Source organism: Pantoea sp. CTOTU46764, from assembly GCF_031974595.1.
In the GTDB taxonomy this organism is placed as follows: Bacteria; Pseudomonadota; Gammaproteobacteria; order Enterobacterales; family Enterobacteriaceae; genus Pantoea; species Pantoea trifolii.
Genome location: NZ_DALYOQ010000041.1, coordinates 5,433 through 28,701, shown reverse-complemented (window position 1 = coordinate 28,701; position 23,269 = coordinate 5,433). Strand labels below are relative to the sequence as shown.

General features: G+C 53.0%; 24 protein-coding genes and 1 pseudogene. 11 read left to right on the top strand and 14 right to left on the bottom strand.

All coding sequences use genetic code 11. The features are described from left to right. Window positions 1-265: 265 nt before the first annotated feature. Entirely contained in the window at window positions 266-1,165 is a 900-nt protein-coding gene (locus RTM06_RS14395; protein ID WP_312183030.1) for a LysR family transcriptional regulator, read from the bottom strand. Between the two features lie 98 nt (window positions 1,166-1,263). On the opposite strand from RTM06_RS14395, the gene RTM06_RS14390 reads away from it, so the two are divergent. Then, window positions 1,264-2,316, top strand: coding sequence for an SDR family oxidoreductase (locus RTM06_RS14390; RefSeq protein ID WP_312183028.1), 1,053 nt, complete (start codon window positions 1,264-1,266; stop codon window positions 2,314-2,316). Window positions 2,317-2,355: 39 nt separating this feature from the next. Here RTM06_RS14390 and RTM06_RS14385 read toward each other — a convergent pair whose 3' ends face one another. Then, window positions 2,356-2,691 carry an SMR family transporter gene (locus RTM06_RS14385; protein ID WP_312183026.1) on the bottom strand — a complete coding sequence of 112 codons (336 nt, stop codon included), beginning with the start codon at window positions 2,689-2,691 and terminating at the stop codon, window positions 2,356-2,358. A 100-nt stretch (window positions 2,692-2,791) separates the two neighbouring features. Between RTM06_RS14385 and RTM06_RS14380 the strand changes: the two genes are divergently transcribed. Together RTM06_RS14380 and RTM06_RS14375 are read left to right on the top strand one after the other, a co-directional pair. Continuing rightward, the gene (locus RTM06_RS14380) at window positions 2,792-3,862 is read left to right on the top strand and encodes an ABC transporter substrate-binding protein (protein WP_312183024.1); all 1,071 of its coding nucleotides are present in this window, start codon (window positions 2,792-2,794) and stop codon (window positions 3,860-3,862) included. After that, window positions 3,831-4,169, top strand: a pseudogene (locus RTM06_RS14375) (substrate-binding domain-containing protein); the annotation flags it as partial. The gene RTM06_RS14380 and the pseudogene RTM06_RS14375, both read left to right, overlap by 32 nt. 72 nt (window positions 4,170-4,241) lie before the next feature. Here the strand turns inward: RTM06_RS14375 and RTM06_RS14370 are convergent. Then, a complete protein-coding gene (locus RTM06_RS14370) occupies window positions 4,242-5,570 on the bottom strand; it encodes a hypothetical protein (protein WP_312183020.1) in 1,329 nt (442 codons plus the stop codon). Between the two features lie 165 nt (window positions 5,571-5,735). After that, window positions 5,736-6,524, bottom strand: coding sequence for a sulfite exporter TauE/SafE family protein (locus RTM06_RS14365; protein WP_312183018.1), 789 nt, complete (start codon window positions 6,522-6,524; stop codon window positions 5,736-5,738). A 117-nt stretch (window positions 6,525-6,641) separates the two neighbouring features. On the opposite strand from RTM06_RS14365, the gene RTM06_RS14360 reads away from it, so the two are divergent. Next, window positions 6,642-7,406 (top strand): helix-turn-helix transcriptional regulator, encoded by a 765-nt coding sequence (locus RTM06_RS14360; protein WP_312183016.1) that lies wholly within the window; start codon window positions 6,642-6,644, stop codon window positions 7,404-7,406. 121 nt (window positions 7,407-7,527) lie between these two features. On the opposite strand, the gene RTM06_RS14355 is transcribed toward RTM06_RS14360, so the two are convergent. After that, a complete protein-coding gene (locus tag RTM06_RS14355; RefSeq protein WP_312183014.1) occupies window positions 7,528-8,406 on the bottom strand; it encodes a LysR family transcriptional regulator in 879 nt (292 codons plus the stop codon). Window positions 8,407-8,527: 121 nt separating this feature from the next. Here RTM06_RS14355 and RTM06_RS14350 point away from each other — a divergent pair, with 121 nt between their 5' ends. Together RTM06_RS14350 and yddG are read left to right on the top strand one after the other, a co-directional pair. Beyond that, complete coding sequence (locus tag RTM06_RS14350) at window positions 8,528-9,379, top strand: Vmh family MBL fold metallo-hydrolase (RefSeq protein ID WP_256698634.1); 852 nt, start codon at window positions 8,528-8,530, stop codon at window positions 9,377-9,379. Window positions 9,380-9,557: 178 nt separating this feature from the next. Continuing rightward, on the top strand, window positions 9,558-10,445 hold the full coding sequence (gene yddG / locus RTM06_RS14345; protein WP_312183012.1) for an aromatic amino acid DMT transporter YddG: 888 nt from the start codon (window positions 9,558-9,560) through the stop codon (window positions 10,443-10,445). A gap of 158 nt (window positions 10,446-10,603) precedes the next feature. Here yddG and RTM06_RS14340 read toward each other — a convergent pair whose 3' ends face one another. Together RTM06_RS14340 and RTM06_RS14335 are read right to left on the bottom strand one after the other, a co-directional pair. After that, complete coding sequence (locus tag RTM06_RS14340) at window positions 10,604-11,806, bottom strand: FAD-dependent oxidoreductase (RefSeq protein WP_312183010.1); 1,203 nt, start codon at window positions 11,804-11,806, stop codon at window positions 10,604-10,606. Between the two features lie 54 nt (window positions 11,807-11,860). Continuing rightward, the gene (locus RTM06_RS14335) at window positions 11,861-12,796 is read right to left on the bottom strand and encodes an AraC family transcriptional regulator (protein ID WP_312183008.1); all 936 of its coding nucleotides are present in this window, start codon (window positions 12,794-12,796) and stop codon (window positions 11,861-11,863) included. Window positions 12,797-12,907: 111 nt separating this feature from the next. On the opposite strand from RTM06_RS14335, the gene RTM06_RS14330 reads away from it, so the two are divergent. From RTM06_RS14330 to RTM06_RS14315, 4 genes are all read left to right on the top strand, one after another. Next, window positions 12,908-13,741: an oxidoreductase gene (locus RTM06_RS14330; RefSeq protein WP_312183006.1), complete on the top strand. Its 834-nt coding sequence runs from the start codon at window positions 12,908-12,910 to the stop codon at window positions 13,739-13,741. A 286-nt stretch (window positions 13,742-14,027) separates the two neighbouring features. After that, window positions 14,028-14,279, top strand: a complete 252-nt coding sequence (gene ycgZ / locus RTM06_RS14325; protein WP_008102068.1) for a regulatory protein YcgZ — start codon at window positions 14,028-14,030, stop codon at window positions 14,277-14,279. 117 nt (window positions 14,280-14,396) lie between these two features. Beyond that, window positions 14,397-14,687 (top strand): hypothetical protein, encoded by a 291-nt coding sequence (locus RTM06_RS14320; RefSeq protein ID WP_008102070.1) that lies wholly within the window; start codon window positions 14,397-14,399, stop codon window positions 14,685-14,687. Between the two features lie 288 nt (window positions 14,688-14,975). Next, complete coding sequence (locus tag RTM06_RS14315) at window positions 14,976-15,515, top strand: cysteine hydrolase family protein (protein ID WP_312183004.1); 540 nt, start codon at window positions 14,976-14,978, stop codon at window positions 15,513-15,515. A 44-nt stretch (window positions 15,516-15,559) separates the two neighbouring features. Here the strand turns inward: RTM06_RS14315 and RTM06_RS14310 are convergent, their stop codons facing one another. After that, the gene (locus RTM06_RS14310) at window positions 15,560-16,423 is read right to left on the bottom strand and encodes a substrate-binding domain-containing protein (RefSeq protein WP_312183002.1); all 864 of its coding nucleotides are present in this window, start codon (window positions 16,421-16,423) and stop codon (window positions 15,560-15,562) included. A gap of 205 nt (window positions 16,424-16,628) precedes the next feature. Continuing rightward, complete coding sequence (locus RTM06_RS14305; RefSeq protein ID WP_256698625.1) at window positions 16,629-16,982, bottom strand: DUF1428 domain-containing protein; 354 nt, start codon at window positions 16,980-16,982, stop codon at window positions 16,629-16,631. A gap of 178 nt (window positions 16,983-17,160) precedes the next feature. On the opposite strand from RTM06_RS14305, the gene RTM06_RS14300 reads away from it, so the two are divergent. After that, a complete protein-coding gene (locus tag RTM06_RS14300) occupies window positions 17,161-17,847 on the top strand; it encodes a hypothetical protein (RefSeq protein WP_409455804.1) in 687 nt (228 codons plus the stop codon). A gap of 40 nt (window positions 17,848-17,887) precedes the next feature. Here RTM06_RS14300 and RTM06_RS14295 read toward each other — a convergent pair whose 3' ends face one another. The 5 genes from RTM06_RS14295 to RTM06_RS14275 form a co-directional block, all read right to left on the bottom strand. Then, window positions 17,888-19,321: a 6-phospho-beta-glucosidase gene (locus RTM06_RS14295; protein ID WP_409455803.1), complete on the bottom strand. Its 1,434-nt coding sequence runs from the start codon at window positions 19,319-19,321 to the stop codon at window positions 17,888-17,890. A gap of 16 nt (window positions 19,322-19,337) precedes the next feature. Continuing rightward, window positions 19,338-20,846: a PTS transporter subunit EIIC gene (locus tag RTM06_RS14290; protein ID WP_312182997.1), complete on the bottom strand. Its 1,509-nt coding sequence runs from the start codon at window positions 20,844-20,846 to the stop codon at window positions 19,338-19,340. Between the two features lie 117 nt (window positions 20,847-20,963). Further along, complete coding sequence (locus RTM06_RS14285) at window positions 20,964-21,722, bottom strand: MurR/RpiR family transcriptional regulator (RefSeq protein ID WP_293793606.1); 759 nt, start codon at window positions 21,720-21,722, stop codon at window positions 20,964-20,966. Between the two features lie 158 nt (window positions 21,723-21,880). Continuing rightward, window positions 21,881-22,363: a glutathione peroxidase gene (locus tag RTM06_RS14280; protein WP_312182995.1), complete on the bottom strand. Its 483-nt coding sequence runs from the start codon at window positions 22,361-22,363 to the stop codon at window positions 21,881-21,883. 63 nt (window positions 22,364-22,426) lie between these two features. Next, the coding region (locus RTM06_RS14275) for a substrate-binding domain-containing protein (protein ID WP_312182993.1) at window positions 22,427-23,269 on the bottom strand (843 nt) is incomplete at its 5' end.

Genomic DNA, 23,269 nt, shown 5'->3' with positions numbered 1-23,269 from the left:
GACGTCGCCGCTCCGGATTAACGCCGCCAGCGTGGTGGCATCCTCATCCAACAGTGCATCAAACATGCGAATACTCCCGATTTATGACTTATCGGGAACGTTGCAGTTTGCGTGCCAAAAAACGCCAGAAATGAGGGTGCAGGCCGCCAGGCCAGATGGGATACGCTCTTGGATACAAGATCGAATACTTATGTTTCTTTACAATACAAATGTGGATACAAGAAGCACGAAAATGGCGCAGCCATGCGCCACGATGGAGAACGGCTTAATCAGCCGCAGGGATTAAATCCACCAGAACCTGTTCGAGCACCTCAACCACGCGTCTTACGCGCAGCGGGATGAAGCGCGCATCGGGAAACACCGCGTAGAGAAAACGGTCTGGCAGGCGATATTGCGGCAAGATGCGCACCAGCGATCCTGATTGCAACGCTTCGTGCACCAGCGGTAATTGCATGCCGCCGACGCCGATATTCGCCTGCAGCGCCTGCAATAACCCTTCGCTGCTGTTGGCACGAAACACGGTATTCACCGCCAGCGCCACGCTGTCCTGATGGGATATCAGGCGCAGCGGCGCCTCTTTATCGATGCCGCTGAAGCGGACATGCGGATGCGCCGCCAACTCTGCCAGCGTGGTGATCGGTGTTGCGCGTACCCGCTCAGGCGCAGCAAACAGCGGTGTTTCAATACGCGCCAGTAAGCGCGCCGGAAACATCTCAGGCGGCGTTTCACTCAGGCGCAACGCGATATCCACGCCTTCACTCACCAGTTCAGCCACACGATCGTCGAGCGCGATGGTCAGATGCAGCTCAGGGTTCGCGCGTTGCAGCGCCAGCAAATGCGGCAGAAACCGCTGGCCTAATCCGCTGGGTAACTGGATATGCACGCTGCCTTGCAGCGCTTGCTGCGCCGGACGCAACTGGCTCTCCACTTCCTGCATGGCGGCAAGCAGCGGCTGCATCTGCTGTAAATAACGCTCGCCCTGCTCGGTTAATTTCATGGCGCGTGTGGTGCGGTGCAGCAACACGATGCCGAGTTCCTCCTCCAGCGCGGCGATTTGCTGGCTCACGGCGGATTGTTTCATGCCGCACAGGCGTGCCGCCGCCGAAAAGGATCCGGCTTCCGCCACGCGCATGAAGGTGTTGATAGCATTGAGTTTGTTATTCATTTAATGATTTTTCTGATAAGTGACATCTGAATTATGGGATATCAGCAATAAAAATAATAGATAACACTACCGCTGTATTTGTTCACAGGAGAATCATCATGTCGCAAACACATAACGTTGCATTGGTGGCAGGCGCAACCGGGATTGTTGGCAGTCAGCTGGTCACCGCACTGCGTGAGCAGGATTGGCAGGTGATCGGCCTGACGCGCCAGCCAGTAGCCTCAACGCACGATATCCCTTTCATCCATGTTGATCTGCTGGATGCGCAACAGAGCGCACAGGCACTGGCCCCACTCAATCAGGTGACGCATATCTTCTACAGCGCGTGGCAGAATGCCGAAAGCTGGCGCGAGATGGTCGAGCCTAACGTGACGATGCTGCGCAATCTGGTGGTTAACATCGATAAGGTCGCGCCACTGCGCAGCGTCAGTTTGATGCAGGGATACAAAGTGTATGGCGCACATTTGGGGCCGTTCAAAACGCCCGCGCGTGAAAGCGATCCCGGCGTGGCAGGAGCCGAATTCAATGCGGAACAGCTGCGCTGGCTCAGTGACTTTCAGCGCGGTAAAAGCTGGCACTGGCATGCCTTGCGTCCCGGCGTGGTCGGCAGCGCGGTGCCCGGTAATGCCATGAACCTGGCGCTGAGCATCGCGCTCTATGCCTCGCTGTGTAAATCTCAGGGCTTGCCGCTACGTTTTCCCGGTTCTTCACTCGCCTGGCACAGCATGGTCGATCACACCGATGGCGGATTGCTGGCGCAGGCCACGCTGTGGGCGGCCAATGCGCCTGGCGCCCACAATCAGGCATTCAACGTCAACAACGGCGATTTGTGGCGCTGGAGCGAGTTATGGCCGGCGATTGCCCGCTGGTTTGAACTGGAATGCGCGCCAGCGGTAAATCTGTCGTTTCATCAGCTTTTCCAGGATTACCGCGACCGATGGCAAAACATCGCTGAACAAAATCAGCTGATCGAGCCGGATATCTTGCAGCTGAATGATGGGCAATTTGCCGATTTTGTCTATGGCTGGGATTACGACATGTTTGGAGACGGCAGCAAATTACGGCGCGCGGGTTTTAGCGGTTATCAGGCAACGGATGAGATGTTCTTTACGCTGTTTACGCAATTACGCGCAGCTCGGATTATCCCTTAACGCCAGCAGGGAAGCCTGCGCTTCCCTGTTGTTACTCGATTAATGCAGAATGGTTTTGGAGAAAAACTGAATCACCACAATGCCAAGACCGATTAACATCAGCCCGACAATCGCTGGCCAATCCAGCTTCTGGCCATAGAAGAAGTACGACATTACGGAGACAAGGAAGATGCCCATTCCGGCCCAGATAGAATAAGCGATGCCGACATTCATCTGCTTAACCACCTGCGAAAGGCCATAAAATGAGATTGCATAGCCCACCACCACCACGACGCTCGGAACCCACCGCGTAAATCCTTGCGAGGCTTTCATCATGGTTGTTGCAAGTGTTTCCGCCACGATTGAAATAGCGAGAATCAGGTAAACATTATTCATTTCAGCATCCTTTATCTGATGTGGGTGCCACATTAAACAATCATATCCCGTCCCACACAATCGCTATATACTCCGGTGCATATCGAATTCAGGAGCCTTTATGCCCATCTCTTTTAAGCGGATTATTCTCGCGGGGTTTCTCACGTTTACCTCCCTGCACAGCTATGCCAGCCGCGTCGTCACCGATCAAATTGGCCGTCAGGTGGAGATTCCAGACAAGATTGATCGCGTTGTGGTGCTGCAGCATCAGACCCTGAACCTGCTGGTGCAGCTCAACGCCACCGATAAAATCGTCGGGATTTTGGCGAACTGGAAACAACAATTAGGTGAGGGTTATGCGCAATTGGTGCCAGAACTGACGCACAAAGCGATGCTCGGCGATTTGACGCATGTCGATTTGGAAAAGCTGGTGGCGCTGCATCCGCAGGTGGTGTTTGTCACCAACTATGCGCCGAAAGAGATGATCGACCAGATTACTGCCTTAGGCATTCCGGTGCTGGCGATTTCACTGCGTCACGATGACGCCGGTCAGCAAGGCAAAATGAATCCCAGCATGCAGAATGAAGATCAGGCTTACGATCTCGGCATTAAGGAAGGCATCACGCTGATTGGCAATGTGGTTAACAAGCCAACACAGGCGCAGGAATTGATTGATGCCGCCTTTGCCGGACGCAAAATCGTCAGCGATCGTTTGAAGAATCTGCCAGAACAGCAACGCGTGCGCGCTTATATGGCGAATCCCGACCTCACCACTTACGGCTCTGGAAAGTACACCGGCTTGATGATGGCGCATGCGGGCGCATTCAATGTGGCGGCTGCGACGGTGCAAGGTTTCAAACAGGTCAGCATGGAACAGGTTGTGGCGTGGAATCCGCAGGTGATATTCGTGCAGGATCGCTATCCCAACGTGGTGCAGGCGATCCAGCAGGATGCGCGCTGGCAAACCATTGACGCGGTGAAAAATCATCGGGTGTGGCTGATGCCGGAATACGCCAAAGCCTGGGGCTATCCGATGCCTGAAGCGATTGGGCTCGGCGAACTGTGGATGGCGAAAAAGCTCTACCCGGAAAAATTCCGCGACATCGATATGCAACAACAAGCCGACCGCTGGTATCAGCGCTTCTACCGGACGCACTATCATGACCATGCTGAAGATTCTGGCCGCCGGTAGTTTACGCGCGGTGCGGCCGGATTTGGTGGCGGCATTTAGCGTGCTTTCCGGCCTCAAAGTCAACACCGATTTCGCTCCGGCGGGCCTGCTGCGCCAGCGCATTGAGGCCGGTGAACCGTGCGACTTGTTTGCTTCCGCCAATCGACAGCATCCTGAAGCGCTGTTGCAGTCGGGACGCGCAGCAGAAGCAGGATTGTTTGCCGCTAATACGCTTTGCCTGACCATAAAGCGTGACATTGTCACGCAAGCGGATGATTGGCTATCGTTGCTGTGCCGGGATGATTTGCGCTTAGCGACCTCAATGCCGCGCAGCCTTTCGCGGCATTTCTCTTATCCGCTGCGGCGCAAACAATTCTGCAGCAGCACGGTTTTATATCGTTTACGGATCGGTAGCCGAACGCTTATAACCAAGCTGCTGCTGTAGCCAACTCGCCGCCCTTTTATAGCGACTCAAGCGCTGTGCCGGTGCCAAAACCTGGCGCAGCAGCAGGCAATAATCCATCACCAATCCCGGCGTCCAGGTCATGCCTTCGGCGCGACTGCGCACCAGGCTCAACAGCCAGAAGTCAGGATTAAACAGTACCCATAAACCCTGCAAACCGCGCTCGCCCAGCAAACCTTCAGTGGCGACATCCAGCGCCTGAATCACGCTGGTGGAACAGTTACGTGAGGTCAGGTTATAGCGCGTGTCGCTGGCGTTGCTGAGCCAGAAATTACGCAGCGCCTGCTGATTGTAGTGAGGCAGCGTCAGGCGTTTGTCGGGCCGACACCACGCTTTGATCTCTTTCTCCAGTGAAGGCAGGAAACACCCTTCTACATCAAACTCCTCTTTCGCCCGCAACGTTTTCAGGAAGCCACGAAAATCGCGAGAAACGTCATCCGCAGGATAGAGGCTGATGTAAATCTCTTCGCCCATCTCCAGCGAAGTATGGCCGGTAGAGACTTCGCCGCGATGGTCAATCGCTGCCACCCAGCGATCAAACCACGGACGACGACCTGCCACATCGCCGGAACCCACCGGCGTCCAGATGTAGACGTTAAGTGGCGTGCTCACCGCATGCTGACTCATCGGCGGATGCACATAGCCTAATCCGTGCGGCGCACGCAGACCGGCACGCGTAAACATTGGCAATGCGGTGACGCTGGTGTTGGCGGGCAAGGCGTGGATTTGTGCCGTCATCACCAACAGATTTATGCCCCAACCCAACAGCAACAGCGCAAAACACAGCGGCACAATCACATGCGGTGATAGCGGCCAGTTGTTGGCAATCAGCACGCTGAACAGCAGTTCGCTACAGCCGAGCGTTAATTTGCGCGTCCATCGCCGGCAGCGCATCAGGCAACATGAGATGACGCGAAATCCGCCATCGAGTAAAAATACCGTGGCGAATGCCAGTGAAAGGCAAGCGCCGCTGTCGTGAGGAGCGAGAAACACCAGCGCGCCAAAGATCAGCAATACCGTTGATTTCAGCAGTGACGGCCAGGCGATACCAGCAGGTGCGTAAAACGCATTCAGCGCTTCCGCTCCGCCCTCTAATGCCAAAAACATGCCTAAAAGCTGCAAGGGAAAGGAGACCGTTCCATGTTGCAGCAGATCCATCACGATCCCGGCACTGGCTCCCAGACAAATCACACCTAACGCGGCGAGATACGGCCAGCCGGATCTGAGTGCCGGCCCACCCATCAGCAGAAACAGTAATCGCAACACATGAACACTCCAGCGCTTAACTCAAAGCTCAGTACGCTCTGTAGACGCGGGCAATCTGCAGGAGTTCGGCGATCGCCCTCTAATTCTGACTTCGTTTACTGATGGTTGTAACAATGAGGGCACTGTACGTGGCGAAGCTTAAAATTGGCTTAACGATGAGCCGGTTTACACAGCGATAGCCAACAATACCAGGGACAACAGCAGAACATAGGTACGCGCATGCCAGACATCGGGCACCGCCGGAATACAGCGGCGGGCAAACACCATCCCGATAAAACCGGCGACCACCAGCAGCAGTAAAATTTTCAGGCTGATAAAGCCGAGATAACCGCTGGCAGGAATCTGCTGCCAGCCGCTGATGGCGTAAGTTATCGCGCCAAAAACGGCGACCGGCAGCGACAGCGGATTAGCCGCGCTGACGCAATCGCGCATGGCATAACCATGACGACGCAGCAGCGGCACGGTCATTACGCTGCCACCAACGCCGAGCATGGCGGCGATCACGCCAATCATTGTGCCGCCCGCGCTGACGGTCAGCCGCGTCAACATTCGCGGTGCAGTGCGGCTAAAGAAGCCTTTCCGCAGCAGGCAATCAGCGATAGTCACCACCATGTAAAGCATAAACAGCCTGCGCACCCACATGTCGCTCATCACACCCGCCAGCCACGATCCGATCACCGCACCGAGCGCGATAAACCAGATTAGCGGCAACAAAGGGACATCATGCAATTTGCCCGCTCGCCAGTTTTGATAGCTGGCCCAACCGGCGTTGAAAATCATCACGGCGGTCGAGGTTGCCACCGCGATATGCATCGCCTGCGACGCCAGTAGCAGCTGCTGCAACAGCAATTGATAGACAAACGGCACCACCACAAAACCGCCGCCAAAACTAAACAACACCGTGGTGATGCCGGTCGCAAATCCCGCCAACCCAATAATTAACAGCTCGTTCATCGCCTTTCTCTGCATCATGAAAAGAGTGATGCAGCTTACGCAGCAAGCAGCCCGCTTCCCATTTGCGCAGCGCTCATTTACCCTTGCAAATCAGTCAATTTGCGGTGGATGTCGGGGATGCGAAATAGTCACATTGATGAATACGACTATATTGATCGTGACGTGGTGGCGCTGGGCAATGACTACGCGCAGGGATTTGTACTGCCAGAGCATCGCCATCGCCGCGCGCAGCTGCTGTATGGTGCGACGGGTTTAATGCACGTCGCAACGCAGGCGGGCGAATGGGTGGTACCGCCACAGCATGCGGTGTGGATTCCGCCGAACACTGTGCACAGCGTGAAGTTTGTCGGCGTCTCGACGCGCAGCCTGTATATCGAGCCCATTTGCGCGGCAGCATTGCGCGATCGCTGTAGCGTCATCAGCGTCTCACCGCTGTTGCGACAACTGTTGATTGAAGCCGTTGATTTACCGCTGTTATATGCATCCGATCGCGATCGATCGCTGGTGCAGTTGCTGCTATTGGAGCTTGCGGCGATGCCTGCACGGGAATTCGATATTCCGCTGCCGCAGCATCCGGCGCTGTTGGCGCAATGTCAGGAATTCTTACTGGCGCCAACCATTCATGATGCCGCCGATAACTGGGCCAGCGCGATGTTTATGAGCCCCAGCACCTTCCGCCGCCATTTCTTACAGCAAACCGGCTTGTCTTTCTCGGCCTGGCGACAGCGCGCCTGCGTGGTGACGGCGCTGGCGTGGCTGGTAGCGGGCAAATCGGTAAACGAGGTGTCGCTCTCGCTCGGCTATGACAGCAGCTCCGCTTTCTCCACTATGTTTCGTCGCGTCACCGGTCAGGTGCCGTCATTTTACATCGGCCATCATTGAGCAAATTTTCACCACTCATTTGGCGATTTCAGGCTGAAAATCGGCTTTTCGTAGCCAGAATTATTTGCTTAACACACTGATTATTTGGTCATTCCTTCGAGCCCACATGCATGTCGAACGTTCAGGCGCTTAACTGCTGCTGCACCGCATTTAAAAACGCCCGCAGCGCTGCCGGCTGCCGTTCACGCGACATGTAAAGACCATAGATCGCCAGCGTTTTGGGCTGATAAGCCGGCAGTACGGTTTGCAAATGTCCGTTGTTGATGGCGTTGCGCGCTTCCATCTCCGGCACCATCGCCACTCCACAACCGGCAATCGCCGCATCACATAGAACCGACGAGATGCCGGCGCTGAAATTGCCGTGCACCGCTGCAGAGATCGTTTCGCCCTGCGCATCTGAAAATTGCCAGCTCTGCCCGGCGAAACGGCTGTAATGCAGGCAGTTATGCTGCGCAAGATCGGCTGGCGATTGCGGCGAACCATGCACCTGCAGATAGTCCGGCGATGCACACACCACCGAAACACATTCACCTAAACGTCGGGCGATGGCGCCAGGTTCGGGATCGTCAGTGATGCGCACCGCGACATCAATGCGCTCGCCGATCAAACTCACCGGCTGATTGTTGATCTCCAGCTCGATGCGCACCGCCGGGAAACGCGCCAGGAATGCCGGGATCATTGGCCCCAAAATATGCGTGGCGGTGGAGTGCGCACAGGCGACGCGCAACGTGCCGTGCGGCTCGCTATCCGCGCCCTGATCGGCAATCTCTTCAGCCAATCTGGCTAGCGCGCGCGATTTTTCGAGGATCTTCTCGCCAGCGGGCGTGATGGTTAGCTTGCGCGATGATCGGTGCAGTAAACGCGCGCCAGCCCACTTCTCCATTTCATCCAGATAGCGGCTGACCATTGGCCGCGAAATATCCAGTGCACGCGCCGCAGCACTTAAGCTGCCCAGTTCGCAAATGCGGTTAAACACTGTTGCCGCCGTGACTCTGTCCATGTTGGCTCCATCTGATCGTTTTATGAAACTGATCATATCCAGTTTCGGGAATTCTACCAGCCAGCGATTTCCCTACAATAGAGCCACAAATACGGCGAGGTGCCGGATAAAGGAAAATTCGATGAAAATGAAAACGCTGACACTGGCATTGGCCTTTGCCACCCTGCCTGCCTTCGCTGCACCACTCAATCTAGAAGTGTATAACCCGCAGGAGAATGGCATTTTCCCGGTCTCTTCCACGCTGGTTTCCGGTCCGCATGAAGCGATACTGTTTGATGCGCAATTCAGCACCAAAGACGGTGAAAAACTGGTGCAGATGATTAAAGCCAGCGGTAAAAAGCTGACGCAGATTGTTATCACCTCCGGCGATCCTGACTTCTATTTTGGTCTGGAACCGATTGTAAAAGCGTTCCCGCAGGTGAAGATTGTGGCGACGTCGGACGTGGTGAAACACATTGAAGCGACCAAAGCCGCCAAGCTGGCGTATTGGGGCCCGCAGATGAAGGACGGCGCACCAAAACAGCTGTATGTTCCGCAGGTTACGCATGCCACCAGCTTTAAAGTCGACGGTGAAACGCTGGAACTGCGTCACGCCAATGATTACGCCGCCTACGTGTGGATCCCGGCCAACAAAGCGATTCTCGGCGGCACCGGTGTGGCTTCCGGCATTCACGTCTGGACCGCCGATACACAAACGCCTGCTGTTCGTCAGCAGTGGCGTAATGTGCTAAGCGAGATGCAAAAACTGCAACCTAAACAGGTGATTCCGGGCCATTATCTCGGCGAGCGCCCGGCGGGTGATGCGGCAATTACCTTTACCTTGAACTACCTGCAAACCTTTGAGAAAGCGTTACAGCAGCATAAAGGTTCAGCGCAGGTGATCGAGACCATGAAAGCGGCTTATCCGCATCTGCCGGAGGAGAGTTCGTTGGATCTGAGCGCCAAAGTGAATACCGGCGAGATGAAGTGGTAAGGGATGTTTCCGTGAGTGAGGTCGCCATGAATGGCGCCCCTACGAAAAACTGCTCAAATCCCATGTAGGGTCGCCATTCATGGCGACCTCTCGAAAGACCGCAGGTAATCCAGCAAATACAAAGTGCGTTTGATTTGATAGGATTTTGGCCCGAATTTGCGAAATAAGGTTGCGGGTCATGCCCCAAAAGAAGGCGACGCTGATTGGTTTAATGGCCATTCTGCTGTGGAGCGCGATTGTAGGACTGATTAAAACTGTCAGCGAAGGATTTGGCCCGGTGGGCGGTGCGGCGCTGATCTACAGTGCCAGCGCGGTTTTGCTGATTTTCACCGTTGGCTTGCCAAAACTGCGCTCTTTTCCGCGCCGCTATTTGATTATCGGCAGCGTACTGTTCGTCTGTTATGAACTCTGCCTGTCGCTTTCACTAGGCTTTACCCACAGCGGACGCCAGGCGATTGAAGTCGGCATGGTCAATTATCTGTGGCCAAGTTTGACCATCGTTTTAGCGGTGATAGTGAATCGGCAACAAGCTCATCCGCTTATTATTCCGGGTGTGTTGCTGGCGGTTGCGGGCATTTGTCGCGTTTTGGGCGGCGATCAGGGTTTTTCATTCAGCGAGATCGCCCAAAACGTGATGGATAATCCGTTGAGTTACGGCCTGGCCTTAAGCGGCGCGGTTATCTGGGCGGTGTATTGTGTGGTAACCAAAAAAATGGCTAACGGCAGCAATGGCATAACGCTGTTCTTTATCCTGACCGCACTGACGCTGTGGCTAAAGTTTTTGCTCTCGCCACAACCGCCTTTTGTGTTATCCGTTGGGGTTTGCATCAGTCTGGCGCTGGCTGCGATGGCGATGGGCTTTGGCTATGCTGCATGGAATGTTGGCATTCTGCATGGCAACGTCACCATTTTGGCCGCCGCGTCCTACTTCATTCCGATCATCTCATCGCTTCTCGCCGTCTTTATATTGCGCTCGCATCTGACCATCGCTTTCTGGCAAGGCACCGCGATGGTTAGCGTCGGATCGCTAATGTGCTGGTGGTCAACGCGCGTGCAGCAAGCGTAATGCTTATCCTTAGCACAAAATTTTCTCGCTGATCATTTCCTGCACAACCTGCGTTATGTTGCTATTATAGCGACGCAACACACAGCAATGCGTTGCTACGAGAATTTCAGATTGGTAACGTTTACCTGGCCCGCGCTTAGCGGGCTTTTTTTTGCCGGTTATAAATAACGCGGCTTTTCGGTGCGGAATCCGAGGCCAATTAAGCGACCAAACAGGTGGCGCAGGAACGGAAAGCGGCTGATCATCTGTGGCACTTTGCTCGGTGTGGTGCGTTTGCGTTTGTTGCTGCTCATTTTGATTTGCAGGAACTGGGTGGCGACCGTTGGAAACTGGCGGCGCCGCTGCACTTTTTGCAGATCCTGTAAGGCAACATTCCCCTGCTGCAGCGGTTTGGTCAGCAAATTGGCTGCGGCCACCGCATCCTGAATCGCCAGGTTAACCCCAACCCCGCCAATCGGCGACATCGCATGCGCAGCATCGCCGATACAGAGCACGCCGGGTTTCATCCAGTGATCAAGGCGGTCGATGCGAATTGACAATAGCTTGAGTTTGTCCCACTCATCGACTTCCGCCATGCGCTCTGCGCTGAAGGGTGCCACCTGCGCCATGGTGCTTTTCAGCGCGTCCAAACCCGCCAGTTTTAACTCGTCGAACTGATTTTTCTGGATGGTGTAACCGCACTGCCAGTAATCACCGCGATCGATGACAATGAAGTTCTGCTTAGGCCCTTTATGTCCCATACCCAGCTGCGGATCGTCAGGATGTTTCTCCAGCCTAAACCACAATACATCGCGTGGCGCACCAAAGCTTTGACCGGTTAATCCGGCTTTAGCTTTGACCTGCGAATTGCGGCCATCTGCGCCTATCACTAATGAAGTACGAATAATGTGACGCTCGTTACCCTGTAACGTTTTAACGCCACTGATTGCGCCATCCTCATAAATAAAGTCATCAAATGCGGTGGATTGCAGCAGAGTAAACCCCGGAAATTCAGCAGCTTTTTTAGCAAGAAAGTTGAGAAAATCCCACTGCGGCATAAAGGCGATAAAGCGGCACTGAACCGGCAAACGTGAGAAATCGGCCATAGTGATCTCTTCACCAGCCACTTCCGCTTGCAGCTTCTCCGCGCGTTGATGCGGTAAGGTCAGCAGCTCATCCAGTAAGCCAAGCTGGCGCATGATCTCCAGCGTTGAAGGATGAATGGTGTCGCCGCGAAAATCGCGCAGGAAGTCGGGATGCTTCTCGATTACCACGGCGCGTAAACCCGCGCGCGCCAGTAAATAGCCCAGCATCAATCCCGCCGGACCGCCGCCAACGATACAACAATCCGCGCTTAACGCATTTTCCTGTTCTGACTGCATCCTGTGCCTCACGCCAAAAATGATAATGGTTATCATTTATAGCATAGACTGGCATTAATGTGAGGAAACGAATCGCGATGGCTCGTGCGCCGGCGGCACGGCAAAGTTACGCTGCATGCGTTTTATCTCTTCTGCTGGCGGCAAACCAAACAGACGTTTGAACTCGCGATTAAACTGCGAAGCGCTTTCATAGCCCACCGCATGGCTGGCCGCTGCTGCAGTTATCTCCTGACGCACCATCAGCATGCGCGCCTGATGCAATCGTACCGACTTCACATACTGCATCGGCGGCTGATTGGTGATGCTTTTGAAATGGGTGTGAAATGTGGGCACGCTCATGCCCGCCAACGCTGCCAGTTGTCCGAGCGTTAGCGGCTGTGCATAGTGCGCGTGAATATGGCTCAGCGCTTTGCCCACTTTGCCAAATTGCCCTTGCAAGGTGAGCGCCGCTCGCATCGCGCTGCCCTGCGCACCGGTCAGCACGCGATAATAGAGTTCACGTACCAGCGCGGGGCCAAGCATCTTTGCGTCCAGCGGATGATTTAGCGTGGTGAGAAAGCGCCATACCGTCTCGCGCAGCGTCTGATCCATCAGACTCGACATCATGCTCTGCGCTGCCTGGCTCTCAAACGTCACGTCCTGCTGCTCCAGCTGCAACAGCAATTCAGTCGCAACAGTGAAGTCGAGATGCAGATAAATCGCCAGCAGCGGATATTCCGCTGACGCCGCTGTTTCCATGGTAAAAGGCACCGGCACCGAAACCGCCAAATAATGTTGCTCATCGTACAGATAGACTTGATCGCCAAAGAAACCACGCTTCGATCCCTGACACACAATCACGATGCCCGGATCGTACAGCACCGGCGTGCGCGCCAGCGGCCGATCGGAACGCAGGATGCGCACGTCCGGCAGCGCAGTAAGGTTGTAACCTTTCTGCGGCGCTAGCGTTTTAAGCAGTTCTACCGTTTGCTGCTGGAGCGTTTCTTTCATCGCGCAATATCACCTTCATAAGATTAGGCAAGGAATATACAAGATAAGGTCTTATTGCCGTTTAATCGTCAGATTATTATGCATCCTCTACTTTTTGAGGAGAACCCGCAAATGTCCAGGGCTAAAACATTATTCATTACTGGCGTCAGCAGCGGATTTGGGCGCTCACTGGCACAAGTTGCGCTTAGTCGTGGCTATCGCGTGGTCGGTACGGTGCGCAATGCTGCGGCAAAGGCTGAGTTTGAAGGTTTGCATGCGGAAAATGCTTTCGCCTATGAGTTGGATGTCACCCATTACGCCGCCATTGATGCGGTGATTGACGATGTTGAATCCCAGGTTGGCCCGATTGATGTATTGGTAAATAACGCCGGTTACGGTCATGAAGGGGTGATGGAAGAGTCATCACTTGAAGAAATGCGCCGTCAGTTTGATGTCAACGTGTTTGGCGCGGTGGCGATGATAAAAGCCTTGCTGCCCTTTATGCGCCAGCGCCGTCAGGGCCACATTATCAACATCACCTCGATGGGCGGTTTTATCACCATGCCCGGCATCAGCTATTACTGCGGCAGCAAGTTTGCGCTGGAAGGGATTTCGGAAACTCTGAACAAAGAGCTGGCGCCCTTCAACATCCACGTGACCGCCGTTGCTCCGGGATCGTTTCGCACCGATTGGGCCGGTCGTTCGATGGTGCGTAGCGCACGCAGCATCGCCGACTATGACGCGCTGTTCGACCCGATTCGCCAGGCGCGTGAGGAGAAGAGCGGCAAGCAGTTGGGCGATCCGCTCAAAGCCGCCAGCGCGATGCTGGAGGTGATCGAAAGCAGCAATCCCCCGGCGCATCTGTTGCTGGGCAGTGATGCTTTGGGGTTGGTACGGCGGAAGATTGAATCATTAAGCGCAGAGATAGATTGCTGGGAAACGCTGACGCGATCGACGGATGGCTGATGGAATCAAAACGTTGGTATGAAGGTGCGCATGAATGTGCACCCTACAAAAAACGCGCCAAGCCTTTGTAGGGTCGCCATTCATGGCGACCTAAAGACGCTTAAGTGACGAGTATTGCGCGGAATACACTCAGCATTGCCTACCCTTTCCTTAAGTTATTGTTAACAATAACTTAGCACTTTTGGCCAAATTGCTGCGTAGCTGATTCGCCATATTCCTGTACATATCAATTAAACTTGTATAAGTTTGTTGGCTAAAGTTATACGTCAACCTTAAGGATGGAACCATGCGTCAGGATCGTAACTTTTCCACGGCGTCGGAAGCTATTGCGCGCTACTTCAAAGAAGCCTCTTTGCCTTCGCAGCAGGAAACGCTGGGGCAGATTGTGGTTGAAATCTTACGTTCAGGACGGACGCTAAGCCGTAAAACCCTGTGTACTAAGTTGCTGTGTCGTATGGAACAAGCGCGCGGTACTGAAGCAGAAATTCACTATCAGCAGTTAATTGGACTGATGTTTTCTGTAGAACGAGAATCCTAAACCAGGCGCTGCTGTCCTGAGAATTAACCAAGTGGTTTCCGCCTCATTCGCGCCCGGTTAAGACTGAATCCACTTTGTTATTTGCCGCAGGTCTGCCGCGGTAACCAGAGAGAATCTATGTACAGAAGTGATGAAGAACGGCTCACCGACATCATCATGGGCGATGCAATTTTACAGTTGCTGAAAAAATCCGGCCCGCTTTCACCTCGCGCGTTGCTGGATAAATTGCGTGGGATGGCGTCGATTGAGCGCGATCCACCGCGCCAGCAAGCACTAAGTCGCGCGATGTCGGAAGTGATGAATCATATTGAAACACCGCAGTCGAGCGGAGTGGCGATCAAAAATACCGACAACGTGACGCATATTTTCCGCAATCGTGACGGTTCAGGTAATGGCACTAAGCATTAAACATTGGGCGAACGCCGGTTAACCCGCGTTCGCCTTTTGGTTTCATAGCTGTTAACACTTCACCCTTGTTTTCTTCTGGCACTCTGTTAGATTCAACGCTCACACCACATTCTGGCGAACTTTTATGTCTATCTTCAACGCGTTAATCACAGAAACCACTACCACCACCGCATATGGCGGCGGCGTGTGTGCATCTGTAGCGAAGAGATAAGCTCCAGCATCCTCAGCCCCGTCAATCACTGGACGGGGAATGGTCTCCGTTCATAGCATGCAGAAAGGAGACACACCATGCAGCCACAACATAAAGCCTTGTTAGTCATTGATATGCAGAATGGGTTATTTCACGCTACGCCAGCGCCCTATGCGGCGGAATCTGTTTTAGCCAATATCAATCAGCTGATCGCGTTAGCCCATCAAGCGCATGCGCCGGTTTTCTTCGCTCGCCACACCGGACCGGATGGATCGCCCTTCGCCGAAAGCGGTCCGCTGACTCAATTGATTCCTGAACTGCAGATGGATGCATCGCACGATCGGGTATTTGTGAAGCGCTATCCCAACTGTTTCCGCGAAACTGAATTACTGTCAGCCCTGAAAAGTGCCGATATTCAAGAGTTAGTGATTGTTGGAATGAAGAGTGAATACTGCGTGGATACCACTTGTCGTGCTGCCGCAGATTTAGGTTTTCGCGTTGTGCTGATTGAGGATGGACATACTTCGGTGGATAACGGCGTGCTGAGCGCTGAGCAGATTATTGCGCACCATAATCAAACCTTGGCTGGGCCCTTTGTGCAGCTGTCAGCGTGTGTCGAATATTCATTTGCGGTGTAAATAGAAATTTGGTGCGCAGCAATGCGCACCGCTGGTTCTTGCTATCAATGCCGAATCGCACAGCCGCACTGCGACATTTCGCCCGGCACAGGCTTGCCGTGATGCGAATGGCGCACCTGTAACTCGCCCTGCTGCAAGGCGTTACTGGTATCGGCGCGGTTCTCCAATAAACGATTCAACGCTTCAGCCACCAGCAAATCACGACGCTGCGCCCAACTGGTGAGATGCCAGGTTGACGCGCGCGCTTCATCGACATCATCAAAACCCACCACCGCAACATGAGCACCTTGTGCGAAGTCACGCACCGCTTGTAACGCACCAAACGCCAACACATCGCTTTCGCAGAACAGCGCATTGATGCGCTCGGCAGCACGCGTTTTCTTCAAATACGCCATCATCGCCTGATAAGCCAGCTCGCGATCGTTGCCACCGGCAGAGAGCTCGATTTTCAGTTCTTTCTGTTCTGCTTGCAGGCTGGCGACAAAACCATCCAGCTGGCGCGCAGTCGCGCTGTTTTGCTGGCTGTGCATAAAGCCGAACCGTTGATGACCTTGCGACAGCAGCAACAATCCCATCTCTGCACCTGCGTCATAACCATCGGCAATCACGACGTTGGCATCCGCGCTGGCGCTGTGGCTGAGATGGACGGTTTTGGCCTGCGGCAGGATATCGGCTGCCACACTCAACTCATCGCTAAACAGCGAGGTCAGAAACACTAAAGCGCTGACAGGAAGTTGCGCGGCGTTATGAAGCGCGCTTTGATAACTTTCACGGGAATTGGCATTGAGCAGCAGCGTAATCAAGCCGCGTGCATTCAGCTGGCGCGTAACTTCATTGAGCAGTTTTACGGTATTGGGATTGGTGAACTCATCGCTGACAATGCCGACGATGTTTGAATTTACGGCCATGGACTGACTCTCCTGCAACTTAGCGTGCGGTAATTATTTGTAGGTAACAAAGTTAAGCATTCCACGTTACCCGAATAATCTGCGAGCGCCAATCGCTTAAGGGTCAGTTCAGATTTTGAAGATCATAAATGATATCGGACGGAGATAGAGCGCCAAGTCGTAGGGTCGCCATTCATGGCGACCATCTCAACGCCTTAGCGCTCAACTACTCCTCCAGCAAAATCGCGAATCCGCCATAAATCATGCGTTTACCGTCGAACGGCATATTCTCGCCCATCTCTTTCATGCGCGGATCGGACATCATTTTGGCATTGGCGGCGTCACGCGCTTCTCGCGAGGGATATTCGATCCAGCTGAAAACCACCGTTTCGCCCTCTTCGGCTTTTACCGCGCGATAGAAATCGGTCTGCGTGCCTTCAGGCACATCGTCTGCCCAGCACTCGACGATACGCGTGGCGCCAAACTCTTTAAACAGCGGCGCGGCTTTGGCCGCCATGGCGCGATAATCCTCCTTATTGGCTTCCGGCACCGCTACGACAAAACCATCAACATACGACATAGCTCGTTACTCCGTCGTGATTTACGCGGTCAGTAATAACCGCCCATTAATTGTACAAATAATGTGCAATGCGAGCCGAAACATAGATGGAAAATTGCGCGCTTACTCGCAGATTCTGCGCGAGCCAGACGATTTACGTTACACTGACGCCTTTGATCGTTACGTCACCGAGAAATCTATGCGCATTACCATTGAACCGGCCGATCAGCCGTTTATACACCGCTTGTTGGGTGAAGAGATTGAGAGTATTGACACCGCATCCACCACTGCCACGTTATTACAGCAGGCGCTGCACAGCGCACGTCAGCAGAAGGATCACGAAGCCGATCTCGACTGGCGACGCAACGCGCTGTTTCTGCTGCTGTTTGTGTTTTTATATGCCGCGCTGGGTGCGTCATTAACTTTGGATCTCACGCCGCAGGCATCCAGCCATAAAAGCCTCGCTTATGCGCTGGAAGCGGTGCCGGTACTGATCGCCTTCTCCGGTTTATTTGTCTCGCTGCTCTACGTATTTCTCACCCGCAGCGGCGCACGTCGTTTGCGTAATTGGGAACAGGGAATTTTTGTGCTGGAGAAATACAGCGGCGCGAATTTCATTCGGCAAATTAATGAAATGGGATCACGCACCACCGATTATTCGCAGTCGGCAATTAACGTTGCGCTGGCGCTGTTTATTTGTGTGACCTGGGTGGTGATGTATAACTATTTCACCTTCACCACCAGCGGCGTGATTGGCAGCGTGATTTCGTTATTCATTACCACTATGACCTACGTGATTCTGGATATTCAGCTGCTGAAATCTAATTCATCCATCGCCATTGATGAACCGCTGATTCCGGCTGAAGAAGAGAAAGAGAAGCCTTAAAAATTTTGTAGGTGCGACATCCTTGTCGCACCTAATTTTGTTAGAGTTCTTCGCCGTTGCTGGCGATGACCCGGCGATACCAGTCAAAACTCTTCTTCTTCGAGCGGGCAAAATCTCCGCTACCATCATCGTTTTTATTTACGTAGATAAAGCCATAACGCTTGCTGTATTGGCCAGTGGTAAAGGATACACAGTCAATACATCCCCAAGGAGTATATCCCATAAGATCGACACCATCTTCGGTGACGGCTTTCTTCATCTGTTCAATATGCGCGCGCAGATAGTCGATGCGGTAGTCGTCATTGACCTCGCCCTTTTCATCCAATTTGTCGATGGCACCAAAACCGTTTTCAACCACGAAAAGCGGCTTTTCGTAACGCTCATAAAGAATATTCAGCACATAACGCAGGCCGACCGGATCGATCTGCCAGCCCCAATCGGAAGCTTTAACGTGTGGATTCGGCACGCTTCCTTCGAATCCTGAAAGTGCGGTCCCGCTGCCGGCATTTTCTTTACTGACCGCATTACTCATGTAATAGCTTAGCCCGATGTAATCGGTACATCCTTCGCGCAGAATCTGCGCATCATCAGTCTCCATCGCAATATGGTATCCCTTACGCTGCCATTCATTGAGGATATAAGACGGATAATGGCCGCGCATGTGAACATCACTAAAAAGGAATCGTTCCCTCATCGCTTCCTGGGCATACATCACATCATCTGGGTGACAGGAAAACGGATACAGCGGCACCATGGCGATCATGCAGCCAATTTTCAGTTCAGGATTAATGTCGTGTCCTAACTTCACCACTTGAGCACTGGCAACAAATTGATGATGCAGAACCTGATACATGCACTCTTCAGGATTAGGCTCGTGGGTGAAAATAACACCGGAACAGCAATAACCGAAAAGCGGGGTTTTCCAGTTGCGCTGATTATTAATTTCATTGAAGGTCATCCAGTATTTTACTTTGTGCTGGAAGCGTTCAATAACTACCGCGCTGAAGCGAACAAAGAAGTCCAAAACCTTTCTACTTTTCCAGCCGCCATATTCGGTGACCAGGAAATTGGGCATTTCAAAATGGGACAGCGTAATAACGGGTTCAATCCCGTATTTCAACAGCTCATCAAATAATGCATCGTAAAAACGCAGCCCCTCTTGGTTCGGTAAAGCTTCATCGCCGCGCGGAAAAATACGCGACCATGCAATTGAGGTGCGGAAGCAGCGGAAGCCCATTTCGGCCAGCAGCGCGATGTCTTCAGGATAACGATGGTAAAAGTCGGATGCCTCGTGATTGGCATAAAAGCAGTCATCCTGAATGCCCGAGGTGATAACGCGATCAACGCCGTGCGCCCCGCTGGTCAGCACATCGACAATGCTCGGGCCTTTTCCGCCTTTATCCCACGCACCTTCAACCTGGTGAGCGGCAACCGCGCCGCCCCACATGAAATTTTCTGGGAATTGATTATTCATAATAAGTATCTCTTGATCAGATGGTGCCAGGCTGCGGCACAGGGCGGACGTCAGGCTGGCTGTCTTCTTTGAATCCCGCTAGCCAGGAGAAGACCATGCCCAAAACGAATGCAACGAAAATGGATATCAGGAAGCCAAGGAACTGTGTCATGTGCCCTTCTTTAAAGAACACCGGCAGGACGGCAATACCTGGAATGCAGTAACTCCATGATACCGCGTTGAATGCACCGGCAATCATGCCGCCAGCAGCACCCGCGAGGCAGCCACAGATCATTGGCCTTTTGAGGCGTAATGCCACACCGTAAATGGCGGGTTCAGTGATGCCGAACAGCGCCGTCACACCTGCAGAGAGCGCCATGCGCTTAAGCTCAGCATCTTTTGCCTTCAGATAGACGCCAAGCACCGCACCCGCCATGCCAAATACCGCAGAGGCTTGTAATCCGGTAAAGGTGTCGTAGCCCAAGGTTGCATAGTTGCCGACGGTTACGGGCGTAATGCCCCAATGCACGCCTAATGTAACCAGCGGCATCCACAAGGCACCGACCACAAATCCGGCAACAGAAGGACTGAGGTGATAGAGCGTGTTATAGACGCCACCGATAGCGCCACCAATCATGTTACCGACCGGACCAAATGCCAGCAGCGTGAGAGGAACCATAATGGCGAGGCAGAACATCGGCGTGAACAGGTTGCGTATCACCATCGGCAGCAGGCGCTCAAAGAAGCGCTGAACATACGACATGCCCCAAACCATCAAAATAATCGGGATCACCGACGAGGTGTAACTCAGATACTGAACCGGCAAGCCCATAAAGGTCAGTGGCGCAGCATCCAGCGGAATGCCAGCAATCTCCACCAGCACCTTTGAAATAGCCGGATTTTCAACCGCGCTCTGCATCAAAGCCTGCACCGCCGGATCGGCAGAGTTGGCGGTGAGTATTTTGTTGGCCGTCAGCATATTCAGGTAGTCCGGCGACACCAACGCACAGGCGGCGATTACCGCTGTAAACGGATTCACGTTGAATTTTTTTGCGGCGGTAAAAGCCACCATGACGGGCAGGAAGGTAAAGCCGGTCCACGAAACAAAATTAAGAATGCGATAGGTGCCGCTTGCCGGATCCATCCAGCCGATGGCGGTCAGCAGCGAAATGATGCCCTGCAGCACACCGCAGGCTGCCAGCGGATAGAGGAAAGGCGCAAAGATGCTGGAGATGATATCCATAACGCGGCTAACAATACCGACATTAGGCGGTGTTACCGCAACACTTTCATCGATATTGAGTAGATTTTGCACTTCGCGGTAAGCATCACCGACGTGATTGCCGATAACCACCTGCATCTGGCCGCTGGCCTGCATCGCGGTAATCACCCCTTTCACCCGCTTGAGTGATTCAACCTCGACCAGAGCATAATCTTTAAGCACAAACCTCAGACGTGTGGCGCAATGCGTGACACTTATCACGTTATTATCGCTACCTATCAGCTTTAAGATCTCTTTCGCAGAATCCGTATAATTTATTGCCATGGTTTTCTTCCATTGCCAGAGGGAATTCAGTCCGTCAGAGGCGAACTCATCGCGGCAATGTTAGAAAATCGCTTCGGCAATGTCACGAAGTCACAATATGTTATAACCGGTCGACAATTACAAAAATGTCACACCACGTGACATCTCACTGACATTATTCACCACCAGTTTTCTGCCTATTGATTCAAGAATAAAAATAACCGGAACCTGCGTGGTAATATCGTATTCGTTATCAATTAAAATGCGGGACACATGATAGGGAACAATAAAGTCAGCGAGTTTTGCCAGGGTTGAATCAGGATTACAGGTTATCGCAATCACTTTGCAATGGTGAATAACAAATTGTCTGGCAAGCTTCACTATTTCAGGTGTTTCGCCAGAGACAGAAAGCACGATAGCCACTGAACTCTGCACCATGTCCGAGCTCACCGGGTAATAGGGATCGTCAATGTGATTGCTGAACTTGCCCATGTTAGAGAAGAAACGGGCGCCATACCTGCCAAGCGTGCCAGAGCTGCCAGCGCCGGCAAAGAACACCCGTTCTGCATCACGAATATACTCTGCTGCCTGCTTAATCATCTCATCAAACTCATCGTTTCTGATGCTTTTAAAAAAGGTTAATATTTCCTCAGCGCCATGAGGAATAAGTAATGTGCTATTTCTGTTCAGGTGTAACTTCATACTGGCTTTGAGTTCTGAGTAACCTTTGAAATCCATTTTTTTACAGAATCGCAGAACCGTTGCGGTAGACACACCCGAATTATCGGCAAGCTCCCTTATCGTCATATAAATAACGGCATTAATGTTTTTGATAATATAATTGTGCACGCAGCTTTCGAGGGCGTTTAGAGTGGATAACTTTCTTGCGTCAAACATATATTTAAACATCCTGGCATGTCATTTATGACGTTTATCATGTCACAAACCGTGACATGCAGGGGATGTTTAAGGTAGAAACAGGCTCAGTGCTTAAAAAGAAATGTTGTTAATTGTGATAGCTCGCACATTTCGGACGTCGAGAGACGGAATCACTATTAGCTTTCTAGTACAGCAAGGATTGCGGCTTCCATTTTCTCCGGAGTGGTGATTGGCGCAAAACGCTTGAGCGGTTTGCCATCACGTCCGATGAGAAACTTAGTGAAGTTCCACTTGATGCGCCCTCCCAGCACGCCGGGCAATTCGTCTTTTAGATAGCGAAAAACCGGATGCGTTGCGGCGCCGTTGACCTCAACTTTCTCAAACATCGGAAAGCTCACACCGTAGTTAATTTGGCAGGTCTGCGCGATATCATCGGCGCTGCCGGGTTCCTGCTTACCGAACTGGTTACAGGGGAACCCCAGGATCACCAGCCCCTGAGCGGCGTGCTTTTTGTAAAGTGCTTCGAGACCGGCATATTGTGGCGTGAATCCACAATGGCTGGCGGTGTTAACCACCAGAACCAGCTTGCCGGTGAAATCGGCCATTGAGATAGGCTGGCCACGCAGGCTGATGGCATTGAGTTTGTGAAAGGTGGTCATATCAAAATCCTCAGAGCAATAGCGGTTTGGCGTCGATATTGCCACTTAGCCATCGCTAGTGCCTCAAATATTGAACGGCGTGACGACAAGAACGCGTGATGATGCCGTTTCATCTTCGGCTTCGGGCAAAAAGCCTTGAAAACGCAGGATTGCTTTAAACGCCGATCGCGCATCTTCATGAAGATCATGGTCAATCACCGCATCCATCTCTTCAGCAGCGAGTAGCCGGCGATTTTCTTCATCCAGATCATGGCCAATGAAAACGTTTACCTCGCGGTGCATCGCTGAAAAAGCCTGCAAAATGGCACCATTTCCACCCCCCACGCTGTAAATAGATTGGATCGAGGGATCCTGTTCCAGCGCTGTGCACATCTGGGTAAAAGTGAGTGAATCGATACCGTAACCTTCACTGACAGCTTTAATCTTCAAATACGGCGCTCGCTGACTCAACGCCTGAATGAAGCCCTCCATGCGCTGCTCTTCCCCGCGGAAGCCCGTGCTGCTGATCACAACGGCGACCGTTTGCACTGCAGCAGGCAGCCACCGCGACATCAGCCAGGCCGCCGTTCGACCGGCACCTTCATTATCCATGCCGACATAGCTGATGCGCTCGCTTGACGGTAAATCAGTAACGAGCGTTACCACCGGCACGTTGAGGGCCGCCAGCTCCGCAATCGTATTCTTGAGCAAAGGGTGATCGCTTGCTTTGAGCAACACGCCATAACTGTCATTGCCACAGCGGCGCAGCTCACGCTGCATATCTTCAGGCGAGATCTCTTCAAAAATGTGGCAACGCAACGTCAGTCGGAAAGGCGCGAAGCTGTTGATTTGACTAAGCAGCGCCGCTAGCACTAACGAACTGAATCGCTCTGGCGCGTGCATCACCAGATCGATCGGTAGCGTGCG